Here is an 18,423-nt window from a genome sequence, read left to right as displayed (position 1 = left end):
GGAGCTGCCCGCGGATCTGCCGCGGCCGCCGGTGGCCGGTCAGCACGGTGGCGCGGCCGAGTTCGAACTCCCCGCCGGGGTGACCGCGAGGCTGCGCGAACTGGCCGCCCAGACCGGCGTCACCCAGTTCATGCTCGCGCAGGCGGCCGTGGCCGCGCTGCTGCACCTGACCGGCGCCGGTGACGACATCCCGCTGGGGACGCAGGTCGCCGGCCGGTCGGACAGCGCGCTGGACGAGCTCGTCGGGTTCTTCACCAACACGATCGTCCTGCGGACCGGGGTCGGCGGGCGGCCGACGTTCCGGGCCCTGCTCGACCGCGTGCGCGAAACGGACCTGGCCGCGTTCGACCATCAGGACCTGCCGTTCGACCGCCTCGTCGACCAGCTGCACCCGCAGCGTTCGACGGCGCACCACCCGCTGTTCCAGGTGGGCGTGGCGTATCAGCACGCCGAGACCGAGGCCGAACAGCACGGGAAACTGACCGTCGCGCCGCATCTGTTCGCGATGCCGGTGGCCAAGTTCGACCTCGACTTCGAGTTCGTCGCCCTCGGGCAGGACCGCGTCCTCGGCGCCGTGCTCCACCGCACCGACCTGTTCACCCCGGCCGCCGCGCGGCGGCTCGCCGACGGGCTCGTCCGGTTGCTCACCGAAGTGGCCGCCGACCCGGACCGGCCGATCACGTCGGTGGAACTGCTGTCGACGTCGGAACGCGACAAGCTGTTCGAAAACGGCAGGGGAGCGGCCGCTCCCGGCGAACGCGGTATCGCCGGGCTGTTCGCCGACGCCGTGTCCCGGTACCCGGAAACGCTTGCGGTGGAGGGAAACTTCGCCCTGACCTACCGGGAACTGGACACGCGGTCGACCGAGCTCGCGACGGCGCTGAGCGAGCTCGGCGCTGGACCCGGTGAGCGGGTGCTCGTCCGGCTGGAACGCGGTATCGACGCCGTCGTCGCGTTCCTGGCGGTGGCCAAGACCGGCGCCACCTACCTGCCGCTGGCCTCCGACGCCCCCGCCGCCCGGCGCGACGAGATCGTCGCCGACGCACTCCCGATCGCCGAGATCACCGCCGACGGCGCGCGCGGGATCGGGCCGTCGAGCCCGGCCACGGCCGCCGCGTACCTGATCTACACGTCCGGCTCGACCGGCCGCCCCAAGGGTGTCCTGGTCTCCGGCGCGGGTGTCGAAAGCCTCGTCCACACCGCGCTGACCACCTACGGGGCGGGGCCCGGCGCGCGGGTCCTGCAGTTCACCTCGCCCGCGTTCGACGTCTACCTCGAAGAACTGGCGATGTCCGTGCTGTCGGGGGGAACGCTGTACATCCCCGCCGAGGGAGAGCGGCTCGGCGCGGCGTTGGGCGATTTCGCACGGCGTCACGACCTGACGCATGTCGACTTGCCGCCCGCCGCGCTGGAGGCGCTGCCGCCCGGCTCGCTGCCCGCGACGACGACCGTGGTGGTCGGCTCCGACGAGGTCCCGGCGGAGCTGGTGGCGCGCTGGGCACCCGGACGCCGGCTGTTCAACGCCTACGGGCCCACCGAGACCACCGTGAACGCGACGGTGTGGAAGTGCCCGGAGCCCTTCGACGGCCGTGTCCTCATCGGACGGCCGGACACCGGCCGGACCCTGTACGTCCTCGACGACAGGCTGCGCCCGGCGCATCAGGGCGAGCTCTACGTCGGCGGGAACGCGGTCGCGTCCTGCTACTGGAACGCGCCGGGAGCGACGGCGGAGCGGTTCGTGGCGAACCCGTTCGGCGGCGGCCGCATGTACCGCACCGGAGACCGGGTCCGCTGGACCGGAGACGGCGACCTGGAGTTCCTGGGCCGCGTCGACACGCAGCTGAAGATCCGGGGTTTCCGGATCGAACCGGCCGAGGTCGAGGCCGCGCTGACCGCTCTTCCCGAGGTCTCGCTGGCGGCCGTCGTCGCCCGCGCGGACGCCGGACCGCGGCGGCTCGTCGGCTACGTCGTCCCCACCGGCGAAGGACTCGACGGCACCGAACTGCGCCGCCGCCTGGGCGCGGTGCTGCCCGAATACCTCGTGCCCGCCGCGGTCGTGTCGTTGAGCGGTCTGCCGCTCACCGCGAGCGGCAAGATCGACCGGCGCGTGCTCGCCACCGCGGACTGGGCCGCCCCGCCGGAAACCGCGGGCCGCGCGGCGGAAACCGAGGCCGAACAGGCCGTCGCCGCCGCGTTCCGTGCCGTGCTCGGCCTCGGCGAGGTCGGCGCGGACGCGGGCTTCTTCGCCCTCGGCGGCGACAGCATCTCCTCCATCCAGGTCGTGTCCCGGCTCCGGAGCGCGGGCTGGAAGATCACCGCCCGTCAGGTGTTCGAGCACCAGACGATCACCGACCTCGCCGCCGCGGCCGAACCGCTCGCCCCGGTCGCGGAACCGGTCCGGGGCCTCGAGTCCGGCGACACGCGCCCGCTCGCGCCACTGCAGGAAGGGCTGCTCTACCTCGACCAGCTCGAACCCGGCGGCTACCTCGTGCAGCAGGTGTTCACCCTCACCGGATCACTCGACCCGGCGCTGCTGCGCCGCTGCCTGCACGCGATGCTGGAGCGCTACCCGAACCTGCGGGCCGGGTTCACCTTCAGCGAGACCTCCCGGCCGGTGCAGTTCGTGCCGGACCGGGCCGAACTGCCGTGGCGCGAACGGGACCTTGACGAACCCGGCTTCGCGCGGCTGCTGGAAGAGGACCGGGCGACCGGCTTCGACCTGGCCGTCCCGCCGTTGATGCGGGCCACCTGCGTGCGTTTCGCCGACGGAACGCACCGTTTCGTGCTGACCCACCATCACATCCTGATGGACGGCTGGTCCGGTCCGCTGTTCGGCCGCGAGCTGTTCCTGCTCTACGCCGCGGGCGGGGACACCGCCGCACTGCCGCCCGCCGCGGACTACGCCCGGTACCTGGACTGGCTGGACCGCCAGGACCGGGACGCCACCGAACAGGCCTGGCGCGCCAATCTGTCCGATGTGGACGGACCGACACTGATCGGCCCGGCCGACGGGCCCGCCCGGGAGCTCGTCGTCGACCTCCCGGCGGGACTGGCGGAACTGGCCCGCGAACGAGGGCTCACGCTCAACACCGTCGTCCAGGTCCTCTGGGCGCTCACCCTGGCCGCCGAGACCGGCCGTTCCGACATCGTGTTCGGGACCACCGTGCACGGCAGGCCCGCCGATCTCGACGACGCAGAGCGGATGGTCGGGCTGTTCATCAACACCGTGCCGGTCCGGGTGCGGCTGCGCCCGGAGGAACCCGCGGCCGCGCTGCCGGCGCGGATCCAGGCCGAACAGGCGCGGCTGCTGGATCACCAGCACGCCGGGCTCGCCGACATCCAGCGCGCCGCCGGAACCGGCGAACTGTTCGACACGCTGCTGGTGTTCGAGAGCTACCCGGTCGACGACGACGCGCTCGCCGACGCCGAACGCCGCTCCGGCCTGACCGTCGCGGAACTGGCCGAACGGGACGACACGCACTACCCGCTGACCGTGCTCGTGGCTCCGGGCGAAGTCCTTTCGCTGACCTTGCGCCACCGCAAGGACGTCACACGGCTCGCGGCGCGGCTGCGGACGATCGCGGAGTGGCTCGTCGAGGACGGTGTCAACCGGAGCGACTTCCTGACCGAAGCCGAACGCCGGTCGGTGCTGCACGACTGGAACGACACCGCGCACGACCTGCCACGCACCACGCTGCCCGACCTGTTCGCCGCACAGGCCCTTCGCACGCCGCACGCGATCGCGGTGATCGAGGGTGACGACGAATGGTCCTACGCCAGGTTCTCCCGCCGGGTCCGTGAGCTGGCGGCGTCCTTGCAGGGGCAGGGGGTCCGCCCGGACGACGTCGTGGCGGTGTCGCTGCCGCGGTCGGCGGATCTCGTCGCGGTGCTGCACGCGGTGCAGGCCTGTGGCGCGGCGTACGTCCCGGTCGACCCGGACCTGCCCGCCGAACGGATCGAGTTCCTGCTCGAAGACACGCGGCCCGCGATCACCGTCACGCCGGAGTGGCTGTCCGAAGTGGACGGTTCCGGTGGTTTCACCCCGGTCGACGTCCTGCCGGACAGCACGGCCTACGTCCTCTACACCTCCGGTTCGACCGGACGGCCGAAGGGCGTGGCGGTCGGGCACGCGGCGATCGTCAACCGGTTGCTCTGGATGGCGCGGGAGTACGGGTTCGGCCCGGACACCCGGACCCTGCAGAAGACCCCGGCGTCGTTCGACGTCTCCGTCTGGGAACTGTTCCTGCCGTCGATCACCGGCGGCACCCTGGTGATCGCCGAGCCGGACGCGCACCGCGATCCGGTGCGGCTGGCGGAGATCATCGGTTCCGCGAAGGTCGACACCGTCCACTTCGTCCCGTCGATGCTGGCGGCCTTCGTGGCGGAACCCGCCGCGGCCGGGCTGAGCCTGGGCACGGTCATCTGCAGCGGTGAGGCGCTGCCGCCGGACCTGGCGTTGCGGGCCAGGGAAGTGCTCGGCGTGGCCGTGCACAACCTCTACGGTCCGACGGAAGCCGCCGTCGACGTCACGGCGTGGGACACCGCGGGCGAGGACGGCACCCGGCCGGTGCCGATCGGCCGACCGGTGTGGAACACCCGGACCTACGTGCTCGACGCGGCGCTCCGTCCGGTCGCGCCCGGCGTGGCGGGCGAGCTCTACCTCGCCGGAACCCAGCTGGGGCACGGCTACCGGAACCGGCCGGGGCTCACCGCCGGGCGGTTCGTGGCCGATCCCTTCCACGGCGGCCGGATGTACCGCACCGGCGACCTCGCCCGGTGGAACGACGACGGCACGCTCACCTACCTCGGCCGCACCGACCACCAGGTGAAACTGCGCGGCCAGCGCGTCGAACTCGGCGAGATCGAGCACGCGCTGAGCCGGGTCGACGGGGTCGAGACGGCGGCGGTCGCCGTCCACCGCGATTCGGTGCTCACCGCGTACGTGACGGGGGACGTCGACGGGGAACGCGTCCTCGCGCGGCTGGCCGAGCAGTTGCCCGCCGCGATGGTGCCCACGATCGTCACCGTGCTCGGCGAACTCCCGCTGACCCCCAGCGGCAAACTGGACCGCAAAGCCCTGCCCGAGCCGGATCTCGCCGCGCACGCCGGTGACGAGACGCCCGAAGGGCCGGTGGAGACGGCCATCGCCGCCGAGATCGCCGCGGTGCTGGGCCTGGACCGGGTCGGTGCGACGGCGGACTTCTTCCGGCTCGGCGGGGACAGCATCTCGTCCCTGCAGCTGATCGCGCGGCTGCGACGGGCGGGTTACCGGCTCAGCCCCCGCGAGATCTTCGAGCACCGGACGCCCGCCGCGCTGGCCGCGTTCGCGCGGCGGGAAGGCGCGGCCGTCGTGGCCGGGACGCGCATCGGCGTCGTCCCGCTGCTGCCGGTGATGGAGTCCCTGCGCGACCTCGGGGGCGACACCCGGCGGTTCAGCCAGTCGATGCTGCTGACCACGCCACCGGAGCTGACCGAAGAGCGGCTCACCTCGCTCCTGGACGGGATCCTCGCCGCGCACGACGCGTTGCGCGCCCGGCTCGAGCCGGGCTGGGTGTACCGGATCCGGCCCGAGGGCGACGTTTCCGGGACCGACGTACTCCGGCGCGCCACCGGCGACGTCCGCGAGGAGTTCGACGCCGCGCTCGGGGAACTGGACCCGGAGGCCGGGGTCATGCTGCGGGCGGTGTGGTTCGAGCGGGAGAACCTTCTGCTGCTCGTGGCGCACCACCTCGTCGTGGACGGCGTCTCCTGGCGGATCCTGATGGACGACCTCGCCGAAGGGGCGCGGCCGTCCCCGGCCGAGACCTCGCTGCAGGACTGGGCCAGGTCCATCCGCGAACTGGAGTGGACCGACCAGGCCGGACGCTGGGAGCACGTCCTCGCCGGGAACCGTTTCCTGGGCGGGGAAACCGTTCTCGACCCGGCGGTGCACACCGGCTCCACTGTGGACGGGCACACCATGGAGGTCCCGGCCGAGCTCACCGAGAAGCTGCTGACCGCGGTCCCCGCCGCCGCGCACGCCGGCGTGCAGGACGTCCTGCTGACCGGCTTCGCGATGGCGGTCTCGCGATGGCGGGCGGCTCGTGGGCTGTCCGACGACGGCGGTCTGGTCATCGACCTCGAAGGCCACGGCCGCGACGAGCATCTGGTGCCCGGAGCCGACCTTTCGCGCACCGTCGGCTGGTTCACCAGCATCTACCCGGCGCGCATCGGCGGGGTGGACGATGACTCCATCGCCTGGCTCAAGACCGTGAAGGAACAGCTGCGCACCCTGCCCGAGGCGATCAGCTTCGGGCTGCTGGCGCCGCCCGGCACCGGCGCGCGGACGGTCCTGTTCAACTACCTCGGGCGGCTCGACGGCCCGGCGACGACCGGGCACTGGCGGCCCGCGCCGGAGTCCTCGCTGCTCGACGGCGGTGCCGACCAGGTCACGCCGGTCAGCCATCCGCTGGAGATCAACGCGGTCGCGGTCCGGCACGAGGACGGGCTGCGCCTGCACGGCGAGTTCGCCTTCGTCCGCGACCTGTTCACCGCGGCCGAGATCGGTGAACTCGCCGAGGGCTGGCAGACCGCGCTGGCCGAACTGGCCGAGACGATCCGAGAGCCGTTCCGCACCCCGTCGGACTTCCCGCTGGTCACCCTCGAACAGTCCGATGTGGACGAACTCGCCGACGCGGCCGACGTCCTGCCGCTTTCCCCGCTGCAGGAAGGGATCGCGTTCCAGGCGTCGTTCGACACCGAGGACGAGGACGTCTATTCGGTCTGCCATTCCTTCGACCTGACCGGTCCGGTCGATCCGGACCGCATGCGCGCGGCCGGAAACGCCTTGCTGGCCCGGCACGGCAACCTGCGGGCGGCGTTCCGTCAGCTGCGCTCGGGCGTCACCGTCCAGGTGGTGCCGGAGTCGGCGGAGCTGCCGTGGGAGGTCGTCGAAGACGTCGACGCAGAGGCGTTCACGGCCGAGTTCGCCACGCGCAGGTTCGACCTCGCCGACGCGCCCTTGGTGCGGATGGCGCTGGTCCGCACGGGCCCGGACAGCCGCCGGTTGCTGCTGGCGCATCACCACGTCCTCGCGGACGGCTGGTCCGGCCCGCTGCTGGCCGAGGAACTCTTCACGCTCTACGCGGGACGAGAGCTGCCGCCGGTCCGGCCGTACGCCGGGTACCTGAAGTGGCTGGCGGGCCGCGACGAGAACGCGGCCGAAAAGGCCTGGCGCACGGCGCTCGCGGACCTGGACGGCCCGACGTTGCTCGTGCCGCCGACCGAGGCACGCCACACTGTCCGGCCGGACCGCGCGAAGACCGATCTCGGCGCCGCGCGCACGGCCAAGGTGACGGCGGTGGCCCGCGAGCTCGGCGTCACGGTCAGCACGCTGGTCAACACCGCCTGGGCGCTCGTGCTCGGGCAGCTGACCGGCCGGACCGACGTCGTCTTCGGCGTCACCGTGCACGGCCGCCCCGCCGACCTGCCCGGCGCCGAACGCATGATCGGCCTGTTCATCAACACCGTCCCGGTGCGGGTGCGGATCTCGCAGGCCGAGTCGTTCGCCGCGCTGGTGGGCCGGACCGACGGCGAGCAGATCGCGCTGCTGGACCATCAGCACGCCGGCCTCACCCGCATCCAGCGCTGGGCGGGCACCGGGGAGCTGTTCGACACCCTCGTCGTGTTCGAGAGCTACCCGGTCGACGACGCGAGCCTGGCGGGCGCCGAGGATTCCGCCGGTCTCACGGTGGACGCCGTCGCCGGGACCGACGCGACGCACTACCCGCTGGCGCTCATCGTCGAGCCGGGGGAGGACCTGACGCTCGGGCTGGACCACCGCCCCGGCGTGGTCGACGCCGACGCGGTGCTCGCCCGGCTGACCGGCGTGCTCGACGCCATCACGGCCGACCCCGCGGTACCGGTGGGACGCATTCCCCTCGCCACCCAGGAGGAACCGCAGGGCGACCTGGTCGACGTCGAGACCGCGACCCTGCCGGAACTGTTCGCCGCACAGGTCGCCGCCACGCCGGACGCCGTCGCCATCACCGCGGACGGGCGGTCGCTGACCTACGCCGGGTTCGACGACCTCGTCGCCCGGATCGCCGCGAAGCTCGACGTGGCACCGGGCGACCTCGTCGCGGTGAGCCTGCCCCGGTCGATCGAGCTGGTCGCGGTCCTGCACGCGGTTCACCGCCGCGGTGCCGCGTACGTGCCGATCGACCCGGGTTATCCGCAGGCGCGCAAGGAATACCTCGCCGAGGATTCGGCGCCGTCGGTGCTCGTCACGCCGGAGAGCCTGCCGGATCTGCTGGCCGGGGAGACTCGTCAGCCGCTCGTGCCGGTCCCCGACACCGCGCCCGCGTACGTGATCTACACGTCGGGTTCGACCGGCCGTCCCAAGGGCGTGGTCGTGGACCACCGGGCGATCGTGAACCGCTTGCGCTGGATGGCCGAGGAGTACGGCTTCGGGCCGGAAACCCGCACCCTGCAGAAGACGCCGATCTCGTTCGACGTCTCCGTGTGGGAGCTGTTCCTGCCGATGCTCACCGGCGGCACGCTCGTCGTGGCTCCGCCGGAAGCGCACCAGGACCCGGCGCTGCTGGCCGGGGTCATCCGGGCCGAACGGGTCGACACCGTCCACTTCGTCCCGTCGATGCTCCGGCCGTTCCTGGCCGAACCCGCCGCGGCGGGCCTTCCGCTGCGGCGCGTCGTGTGCAGCGGTGAGGCACTGCCCGGCGACCTCGTCGCCGCGGCACGCGAGGTGTTGCCCGAGGCGGGTCTGCACAACCTGTACGGACCCACCGAAGCGGCCGTCGACGTCACCTTCCACGACACGGCGGGCGACGATCCCGCTCGTCCGGTACCGCTCGGACGGCCCGTGTGGAACACCGGGGCGCACGTCCTCGACGCCGCGCTCCGGCCGGTGCCACGAGGCTGCGCCGGCGAGCTGTACCTGTCCGGAGTCCAGCTGGCGCACGGGTATCTGCGGCGCCCCGGGCTGACTGCGACCAGGTTCGTCGCCGGGCCGGACGGGACGCGCCTCTATCGCACGGGCGACCTCGCCCGCCGTCGCGAGGACGGCGTTCTCGAGTATCTCGGCCGTGGCGACGACCAGGTCAAGATCCGTGGGGTGCGGATCGAACTCGGCGAGGTCTCGGCCGCCCTCTCGGCGCTGCCGGGGGTGACCGGGGCCGAGGTGGTCGCCGGGACCGCCGGACTGGTCGGGTACCTGACCGGCGACGCGCGATCCTCGGACGACCTGCGGACGGCGCTGCGGGAAGGCCTGCCGGAGCAGCTCGTGCCGGGCGCTTTCGTCTGGCTCGACGCGTTCCCGGTGACACCCAACGGAAAGCTCGATCGTGCCGCGCTGCCCGAACCCGACCGCCAGGCCGAGACCGGCTCCGCGGAGCCCCGGAACGAGACCGAACGGGTCCTCGCCGTCTGCATGGCCGAAGTGCTGGACCTCGGCCGGGTCGGCGTGTTCGACGACTTCTTCGCGCTCGGCGGCGACAGCATCCGGTCGCTCAACCTCGTGGGCCGGGCCAGGACCGAGGGATTGAAGATCACCCCCCGCCAGGTGTTCGAGCTGCGTTCCGTGGCCGCGCTGGCGGAGGTCACCCAGGCGGCGGAGGAACTGCCGCTAGAAGAACGACCGCTGATCGAACTGGACGACGACGAATTCGCCGAGTTCTCCGGTGATTGGAGTGTTTCGTGAGTACCGCCCGTGGTGTCCAGGACGTGCTGCCGCTGTCCCCGTTGCAGGAAGGATTACTCTTCCTGTCCACATGGGACAGTGCGGCGACCGACGTCTACACCATCCAGCAGGTGTTCGACCTGCGCGGTGACCTCGACCCCGGGCGGATGCGCGCGGCGGCGGAGACGGTGCTCACCCGGCATCCCAACCTGCGTGCCGCCTTCCGGCCGCGCAAGAGCGGTGAGACCGTCCAGCTGATCCCGGAAGCGGTCACGGTGCCGTGGCAGGTGGACGAGGTCGGCGAGGCCGAAGTCCCCGCGCTGCTCGACGCCGACCGGGCGCGGCGGTTCGATCTGGCCTCGCCACCGCTGATCCGGTTCCGGCTGCTGAAGCTGGCGCCCGCGCACCACAAACTCGTCGTCACCGCGCACCATCTGCTGCTCGACGGCTGGTCCGGGCCGCTGCTGGGCGAGGAGCTGTTCACCGCCTACGGCCGAGGGGAACTCCCGCCCGCGCCGAAATACCGCGACTACCTGGCCTGGCTCGGACGCCAGGACCGGGAAGCCGCGCGTGCGGCCTGGCGCGGGTCGCTGGCCGGGCTCGCGGAGCCGACGCTGCTGGCCCCGGGCGGCACACCGTCGGCGGAGTTCCCGAGCGAGCTGGAAGTCCGTCTCTCCACTGTGGACACCGAACGCCTGACGTCGTGGGCGCGCGAGCACCGGGTCACCCTCAACACCGTCGTGCAGGCGGCCTGGGCGATCGCGCTGGGCAAGCTCACCGGCCGCCGCGACGTCGTCTTCGGCACCACCGTGTCGGGCAGACCCGCCGAACTGCCCGGGGTCGACCGGATGATCGGCCTGTTCATCAACACGCTCCCGGTCCGGGTCCGGCTGGACCCGGGGGAGACGCTCACCGGGCTGGTCGCCCGCGTGCAGGCCGAGCAGGCCGCACTGCTGGACCACCAGTACCTCGGGCTCGCCGAGATCCAGAAGGAGGCCGGGCACGGGGAACTTTTCGACACCCTCACGGTGTTCCAGAGCGCGCCCGCCGACGCCGACGCGCTCCGCCGCGCCGACGACGCGGCCGGGCTCGCCGTGTCACCGGAGGAGACCCGCAGTGTCACGCACTATCCGCTGACCGCCGTGGCCGCGCCGGGCGACGAGTTCGTGATCGCCCTGGTGTACCGGGAGGACCTGCTCGAAGCCGGTTTCGTCCGGCGCGTCGCGGCGTTGCTGACCGACCTGCTGACGGCGCTGCCCGCCGAGCCGGACCGCCGCGCCGGATCGGTCGACCTCGGTACCGCCGACGAGCGGGAACTGGTGCTGCGCAAGTGGAACAGCGCCACTCTGCCCCGCGCGGGCGAGTCGCTGATCGAACTCTTCGTCCAACAGGTAAGGGCCCGGCCGGAAGCGGTCGCGGTCGAGGACGGCGGGATCGCGGTCACCTACGGCGAGCTGTACGAGCGGGCGTCACGCCTGGCCGGTGTGCTCGCCGCCCGTGGCGCCGGGCCGGAGCGCATCGTCGGTGTCGCGATCAAACGCGGTCTCGGGTTCCTCACCGCCATGCTCGGCGTGCAGCTCGCGGGCGCCGCGTACCTGCCGCTGGATCCGGAGTACCCGCCCGACCGGATCGCCTACATGCTGTCCGACGCGCGTCCGGCGTTGCTGGTCGCCGATTCCGTTACCGCGGGGAAAGTGAGCGAGCACGGCGTCCCGGTCGTCGTCCTGGACGACGCCCTGCTCGAACCGCCCGCCGAACTGCCCCTGCCGCATCCCGACAGCGCCGCGTACCTGATCTACACCTCCGGTTCCACCGGACGGCCCAAGGGCGTGCTCGTACCGCACCGCGGCGTCCCCGACCTGGTGGCGATGTTCGCCGAGTCCGTCCGAAGCGGGCCGGGAAGCCGGGTGCTGCTGTTCGCGTCGCCGAGTTTCGACGTCTCGCTGGCGGAGCTGTCGACCCAGCTGCTCGTCGGCGCGACCGCGGTGGTCGTGCCGGAGGAGAGCCGTCTCGGGGAGCCGCTGGCGGAATTCGTCGCCACGCAAGGCCTGACGCACATGTTCGTGCCGCCGTCGGCGCTCACCACGCTCGCCGGGAGCGACCTGCCCGAGGGCGTCACGCTCATCGCGGGCACCGACGCGCTCACCCCGGAGCTGGTGGCGCGCTGGAGCCGCGGCCGCCGCATGTTCAACGCCTACGGCCCGACCGAATGCACGGTGAACTCCACGCTGTGGCAGTGCCGCGCGGACCGCCGCGTGGTCATCGGCCCGCCCGACCCGAACAAGCAGGCGTACGTGCTCGACGCCGACCTGCGGCCGGTCCCGCCCGGGTTCGCCGGCGAGCTGTACGTCGCCGGAGGACTCGCCCGCGGCTACTTCGGCTTGCCGGGACTGACCTCGACGAGGTTCGTGGCCAACCCGTTCGGCGCGCCCGGGGACCGGATGTACCGCACCGGCGACCTGGTCCGCTGGACCGCGGACGGCGAACTCGACTTCCTCGGCCGTGTCGACCATCAGGTGAAGATCCGCGGTTTCCGGGTCGAACTGGGCGAGGTCGAGACCGCGCTGTGCGACCGGCCCGGAGTGGCCGAGGCCGTCGCGGTGATCCGCGAGGACCAGCCCGGCGTCAAGCGCATGGTCGCTTACGTGACCCCGGAACCCGGTGCCGAGCCGGTGCCGGGTGACCTGCGGGCCGCGCTGTCCGCGCGGATGCCGGACTACTCGGTGCCCTCGGTCGTCGTCGTCCTCGACCGGCTGCCGCTGACCGTGAACGCGAAGGTCGACAGGGGCGCGTTGGCCGGGGCGGACGAGTTCGCCCCGGACCTGAGCGGGCTGACCGGCGGTGCCGCGCCGGCCACACCCGAGGAGAAGGCCCTCGCCGACGCTTTCGCGGCCGTGCTCGGCCTCCCGTCGATCTCGGTGACCGACGACTTCTTCGGCTTCGGCGGTGACAGCATCCTGTCTCTGCAGGTGGTCAGCCGCGCCCGGCAGGCCGGACTGCGGATCACCCCGCGTCAGGTGTTCGAGGCCCGTACCGTCGCCGCCCTGGCCGAACTGGCCGAGCCGCTGGTCTCCGGTGCCGGGACCGCCGCGGTTCCCGCCGTCGGTGTCGTCGCCCAGACCCCGATGATCGCGGCCTTGCTGGAGCGGGGTGGGGTGCCGCGCCGGTTCAGCCAGTCCGCCGTGGTCAGGACTCCGCGAGGGCTCACCGAGGCCGCGTTGCACAAGGTGATCCAGGCGATCCTGGACCGGCACGACGCGCTGCGGGCCGTCCTCGGCACCACGTTGCGGATCCCGCCGCCGGGCGCGGTGACGGCGTCCGATGTCGTGCGCCGCGTGCCGGGTGACCTGGACCAGGATCTCTTGCACCGCGAAGCTCGCGAGGCCGAGGCCGCCCTGGACCCGGCGTCCGGCGCGATGGTCCGCGCGGTCTGGTTCGACGCCGGTGAAGCGCCAGGACGGCTGCTGCTCGTGATCCACCACGTCGTCGTCGACGGCGTGTCCTGGCGGGTGCTCTTCGACGACCTCGCCGCCGCGGACGAGGGCAAGGAACTCCCCGCGGTGCCGGTGTCCTTGCGCGCGTGGGCGGCCGGTCTGGCGCCGCGGATCGCACGGCATCGCAAGGAACTCCCGTACTGGCGCGAGGTCCTGGGCGAGCCGGGTCCCGCCGTCACGGGCACCGTCGGCGGCACCCGCGAGATCCAGGTCTCGCTCTCGCCGGACACCACGGCGACGCTGCTGGCGGGCGTGCCGAAATCGTTCCGGTCGGGGATGCAGGACGCGCTGCTCGGCACCCTGGTCACCGCGATCACGCGGGTCCGGGGCACCCGTTCGGTTCTCGTGGAGACCGAAGGACACGGCCGCGACGACGAAAGCGATCTCTCGCGCACGGTCGGCTGGTTCACCACCGTGGCGCCGATGCGGATCACCGCGGACCCCGATCCGGTCCGTCAGCTCAAACACGCCAAGGACACCCGGCTCCGGCTGCCCGAAGGCGGCGCGGGCTACCCGCTGCTGCGCTATCTCACCGGAGAACTCGCCGGACGCGGACGGCCGGAGGTGCTGTTCAACTATCTCGGCCGCTTCGACGTCGAGACCCCCGGCGAGGAAGCCGACTGGCGTCCGGGCCCGGACCACGCCGGCCTCGGCGGCGACCTCGACCCGGCGATGCCCGCCGCGCATCTGCTGGAGGTCAACTGTTCCGTGACGCCGGACGGGCTCTCCGCGAGTCTTGCCTACCTGCCGGACGCACTGTCCGAAAAGGACGCCGAGGCGATCGGCGCGGAATGGATGGCGGCCGCGGCCGTCCTCGCCGCCCGGCTGACCGCGGACGGGACCGGAGGGTTCTCTTCGGCGGACTTCCCGTTGCTGGACCTCACTTTGGACGAGGTCGACGAGCTCGGCGCCCCCGCCGACGCCTGGCCGCTTTCGCCGTTGCAGGAAGGCATGCTCTTCCTCGCCTCGTTCGACGAAGACAGCCTCGACGTCTATGTCACCCAGCAGATGCTGGACCTCGGCAACGTCGACCCGGCGCGGCTGCGGTCCGCGGCGGGCCGCCTGCTGGAACGGCATCCGAACCTGGGCGCGGGTTTCCGCTATCTCGACTCCGGGCGCGCGGTGCAGATCGTGCCGGGGGAGGCGACCCTCGACTGGCGTGACCTCCCCGGTGAGGACATCGAGGCGGTCACGGCCGCCGAGCGGTTGCGCCCGTTCGACCTCGCCGAGCCGCCGTTGATCCGGTTCACCCTGTTCGACCTCGGGGACGGCCGCCACCGGCTGCTGATCACCAGCCACCACATCGTGCTGGACGGCTGGTCGGCGCCGCTGCTGGGCCAGGAACTCCTGGAGCTCTACCGCACCGGGTCGCCGCCGAAGGCCCGTCCGTACCGGGACTACCTGGAATGGCTGGGCCGCCAGGATCGCGAGGGCGGGCGCCGGGCCTGGAAGGACGCGCTCGCCGGACTCGAAGGCGCGTCGCTGATCGCGCCGCCGGGAATCGGCCGAGGGCAGAACCTGCCCGACAAGCTCACCGTCGGGCTCACCGAAGAACAGACGCGGCGGCTGACCGGCTGGGTCCGGCGGCACGGGGTCACGCTGAACTCGGTCCTGCAGACCCTGTGGTCGCTGCTGCTGGGCGGGCTGACCGGACGGCGCGACGTGGTGTTCGGTGCGACGGTGTCCGGGCGGCCGGCGGACCTGCCCGACGCGGACCGGATGATCGGCCTGTTCATCAACACCCTGCCGGTCCGCGTCCGCAGCGATGCCTCGGAAACCCTGGGAGCGCTGCTTTCCCGGGTGCAGGCCGAGCAGGCCGCGCTGCTGGACCACCACTACCTGAGCCTCGCCGAGATCCAGCGTCAGGCCGGTTCCGGCGAACTGTTCGACACGCTGCTGATCTTCCAGAGCTATCCGGTCGACGCCGAAGCGCTGGCCGAGAGCGAGCGCCAGGCGGGCGTGCAGGTGACAGGGGTCGAAGGCGAGGACGCCACGCACTACCCGCTCACCGTCGTCGCCGCGCCGGGACCGAAGCTGGAGCTGATCCTCGAATACCGCACCGACGTGTTCACCGCCGAACGGGTCCGTGAGCTGGGAGAGTCCTTTGTGGATCTGCTGGCCGGGGTCCCGGACCGGCAGGACGTCCCGGTCGGGCGGCTGGAGCTGGTGCCGCCCGCGCAACGCGAACTCGTGCTGCGCGCGTGGAACGAGACGGCGCTGACCGTGCCCGAGTCCACCGTGGTCGCCGCGTTCGAGGAGCAGGTCCGTCGGGGACCGGACGCGATCGCGGTGGCCTGCGAGGACCGGGCGCTGACCTACGCCGAGCTGGACGCCCGCGCGAACCGTCTGGCCCGCGCGCTGATCGCCCGGGGCGCGGGACCGGAGGGTGTCGTCGCGATCCGGCTGCGGCGATCGGAACGTTTCTTCGTGGCCATGCTGGCGGTGCTCAAATCCGGTGCCGCGTATCTGCCGATCGATCCCGCGCAGCCGGAGGACCGGACGGCCGGGATCCTCGACGACGCGAAGCCGTCACTCGTGCTGTCCGAGGACGAGTGGCCCGACGACAGCGCGTTCTCCGCCGGACCGGTCACCGACGCCGACCGTTCCGGTGTCCTGCTGCCGCGGCATCCGGTGCACCTGATCTACACGTCGGGCTCGACCGGCAGGCCCAAGGGGGTCCTGGTCCCGCACCGGAACGTGGTGAACCTGTTCCACAGCCACGATCGCGACGTGCTCGGGCCCGCGATCGAGCGGACCGGCCGGGAGCGGCTGCGGATCGGCCACAACTGGTCGTTCGCCTTCGACGCGTCCTGGCAGCCGACGCTCGGCCTGCTCGGCGGGCACGAACTGCACGTCGTCACCGACGACGTCCGGCTCGACGCGGAGGATCTCGCGCGGTTCCTGATCGACCGGCGGATCGACTTCGTGGAGGTCACGCCCTCGCATTTCGTCCAGCTCGCCGCCGCGGGACTGGTGCGCGACGGGAAGTCGCCGCTGGCCGTGGTGGGCGTTGGCGGTGAGGCCGTCCCGCCGGGACTGTGGACCGAACTGCGGAACCTCGACGGAACCGAGAGCTACAACTTCTACGGGCCGACCGAATGCACCGTCGACACGGTGATCGCGCGACTGCGGGACAGCGACGGTCCGGTGATCGGCCGGGCCGTCGCGAACACGCGGATCCGGGTGCTCGACGACGCCCTTATGCCGGTCGCGCCCGGCGTCGTCGGAGAGCTCTACCTCAGCGGCGACCAGCTCGCCCGCGGCTACCTCGGCGCATCGGCACTGACCTCGACAAGGTTCGTGGCCGATCCGTTCGGCGGTCCCGGCGAGCGCATGTACCGCACGGGCGACCTCGCCCGCTGGACCGACGAGGGCCGCGTCGAGTTCCGCGGCCGGGCCGACGACCAGGTCAAGGTCCGCGGGCACCGGGTCGAGCCGGGCGAGATCGAAGCCAGGCTGGCGGCGCATCCGGCGGTGTCGGACGCGGTCGTCGTCGTCCGGGGCGACCGGCTCGTCGGCTACGCGATCGCTGACGAGTCCACTGTGGATGGTGCGGCGCTGCGCGCTTCGGTGGCGGAGGCGTTGCCGGACTTCATGGTCCCGGCGGCGGTCGTGCTGCTCGGGGAACTGCCGATGACGCCGAACGGGAAGGTCGACCGGGCCGTGCTCGCCACCGCGGAGTGGGCGGCGCCGGATCTGAGCGCGCTCAGCGGCGGGACGGCCCCGCGTAATCCACGCGAAAGGCAGCTGGCCGAGATCGTCGCCGAAGTGCTCGGGCTGAACGAAGTCGGGGTGGAGGACGACTTCTTCACCCTCGGCGGCGACAGCATCCTGTCCATGCGCGTGGTCGGGCGGGCGCGGGCCGCCGGGCTGCGGATCACCCCGCGCGCGGTCTTCGAACAGCGGACCGTCGCCGCGCTCGCCCTGATCGCGACCGGAGACACCGGCGAAAGCCGTCCCGCGGTGCCCGCCGTCGGCGAGTTCCCGGCGACGCCGATCATGTTGGCGCAACGGGAACGCGGTGGCCCGATCGGCAGGCTCAGCCAGTACGCGGTCCTGCGTGTCCCGGCCGGTGTCGGTCTTCCCCGTCTCACCGAAGTACTGAGCTCGGTGCTGGACCGGCACGACGTCCTCCGCGCCAGGCTGGCCGAAGACTGGACCGTCCACGTGCGGGACTCGGCCGACGCCGCCGCCCTGCTGCGCCGCGTCGACCTGGCGGACCGGCCTGTCGACGATCTCTTCACCACGGAGTTCCCGGAGTTCGAACGGACCGTGCGGGAACTGGACCCGTTCACCGGCGACGTCCTGCGCGCCGTGTGGTTCGACGCGGGGGAGGAGCGGCCGGGCAGGCTGCTGGTGATGGTGCACCACCTGGTGGTCGACGCGGTGTCGTGGCAGCCGTTGTTCGAGGACGTCGCGGTACTCGGCCGCGCGCCGGGCGAAGCACTGCCGCCGGTCGATGTGTCGTTCCGGGAATGGGCCCTGCGCCTGAACGAGGCCGACCGCCGCGCCGAACTGCCGTACTGGCGGTCCGTTGTGGACGGTGCCGACATCCGGCCCGCCGGGCGGCCGCTCCGCTCGTCGGACACGATCTCGCGCGGGCGCAACGAAACCCTGACGCTGCCGGAGGAGACGACCAGCGCGCTGCTGGGCCCGGTCCCCGCCGCGCTCGGCTGCGGGGTGCAGGACCTGCTGCTGGCCGCGCTCGCGGCGGCCATCGCCGAACACCGTGGCGGGCGAGCGCTGCTGGTCGACCTGGAGAGCCACGGCCGGGCGGAAGGACTGCTCGGTGACGCGGATCTTTCGCGCACGGTCGGCTGGTTCACGTCGCTGTATCCGGTCCGCGTCGCGGTTTCCGTCGAGCTCGCCACGACCGCTCGACAACTGCGCGAAGACCGGGAAGCGCTGCCGGACAACGGAATCGGCTACGGCCTCCTGCGTTACCGGGACGGCGAGGACCTGGACGGCGCCGAGGTGCTGTTCAACTACGTCGGCCAGGTCGACGCGGGTGGCGCCCGCGACGAGGACTGGCTGCTCGCCGCGGGGGAGAACGTCATCGGGGGCGACGTGGATCCCGAGGCGCCCGCCACGCACGCGCTGTCGATCAACGCGTCGGTCGAACGTGGCGTGCTCACCGCGCACTGGTCGTATCTGCCCGAGGTCCTTCCGGCCGAAGACCTCACCCGGATAGCCGAAGGCTGGATGACAAATCTTGACCGGCTGGTGACCTCTCGGGCCGCGAAGCGTGATTAG

Annotated in this window: 2 protein-coding genes (1 of these 2 cut by a window edge); both read left to right on the top strand. The window is 72.3% G+C overall.

Annotation, left to right across the window (positions count from 1 at the left end):
- Positions 1-9,697 carry the 3' portion of an amino acid adenylation domain-containing protein gene (locus ACLJPX_RS06800; RefSeq protein WP_410599258.1) on the top strand. The gene continues 3,635 nt to the left of window position 1, outside the view, so only the last 9,697 of its 13,332 coding nucleotides appear in the window; its start codon lies beyond the left edge, outside the window; its stop codon occupies positions 9,695-9,697.
- Positions 9,694-18,423: an amino acid adenylation domain-containing protein gene (locus tag ACLJPX_RS06795; RefSeq protein WP_410599257.1), complete on the top strand. Its 8,730-nt coding sequence runs from the start codon at positions 9,694-9,696 to the stop codon at positions 18,421-18,423. The genes ACLJPX_RS06800 and ACLJPX_RS06795 overlap by 4 nt, the downstream gene beginning before the upstream one ends.

The sequence above is a fragment of the Amycolatopsis sp. lyj-90 genome, from assembly GCF_046549035.1.
Taxonomy (GTDB): Bacteria; Actinomycetota; Actinomycetes; order Mycobacteriales; family Pseudonocardiaceae; genus Amycolatopsis.
This window is presented reverse-complemented; position numbering and strand designations above follow the sequence as displayed.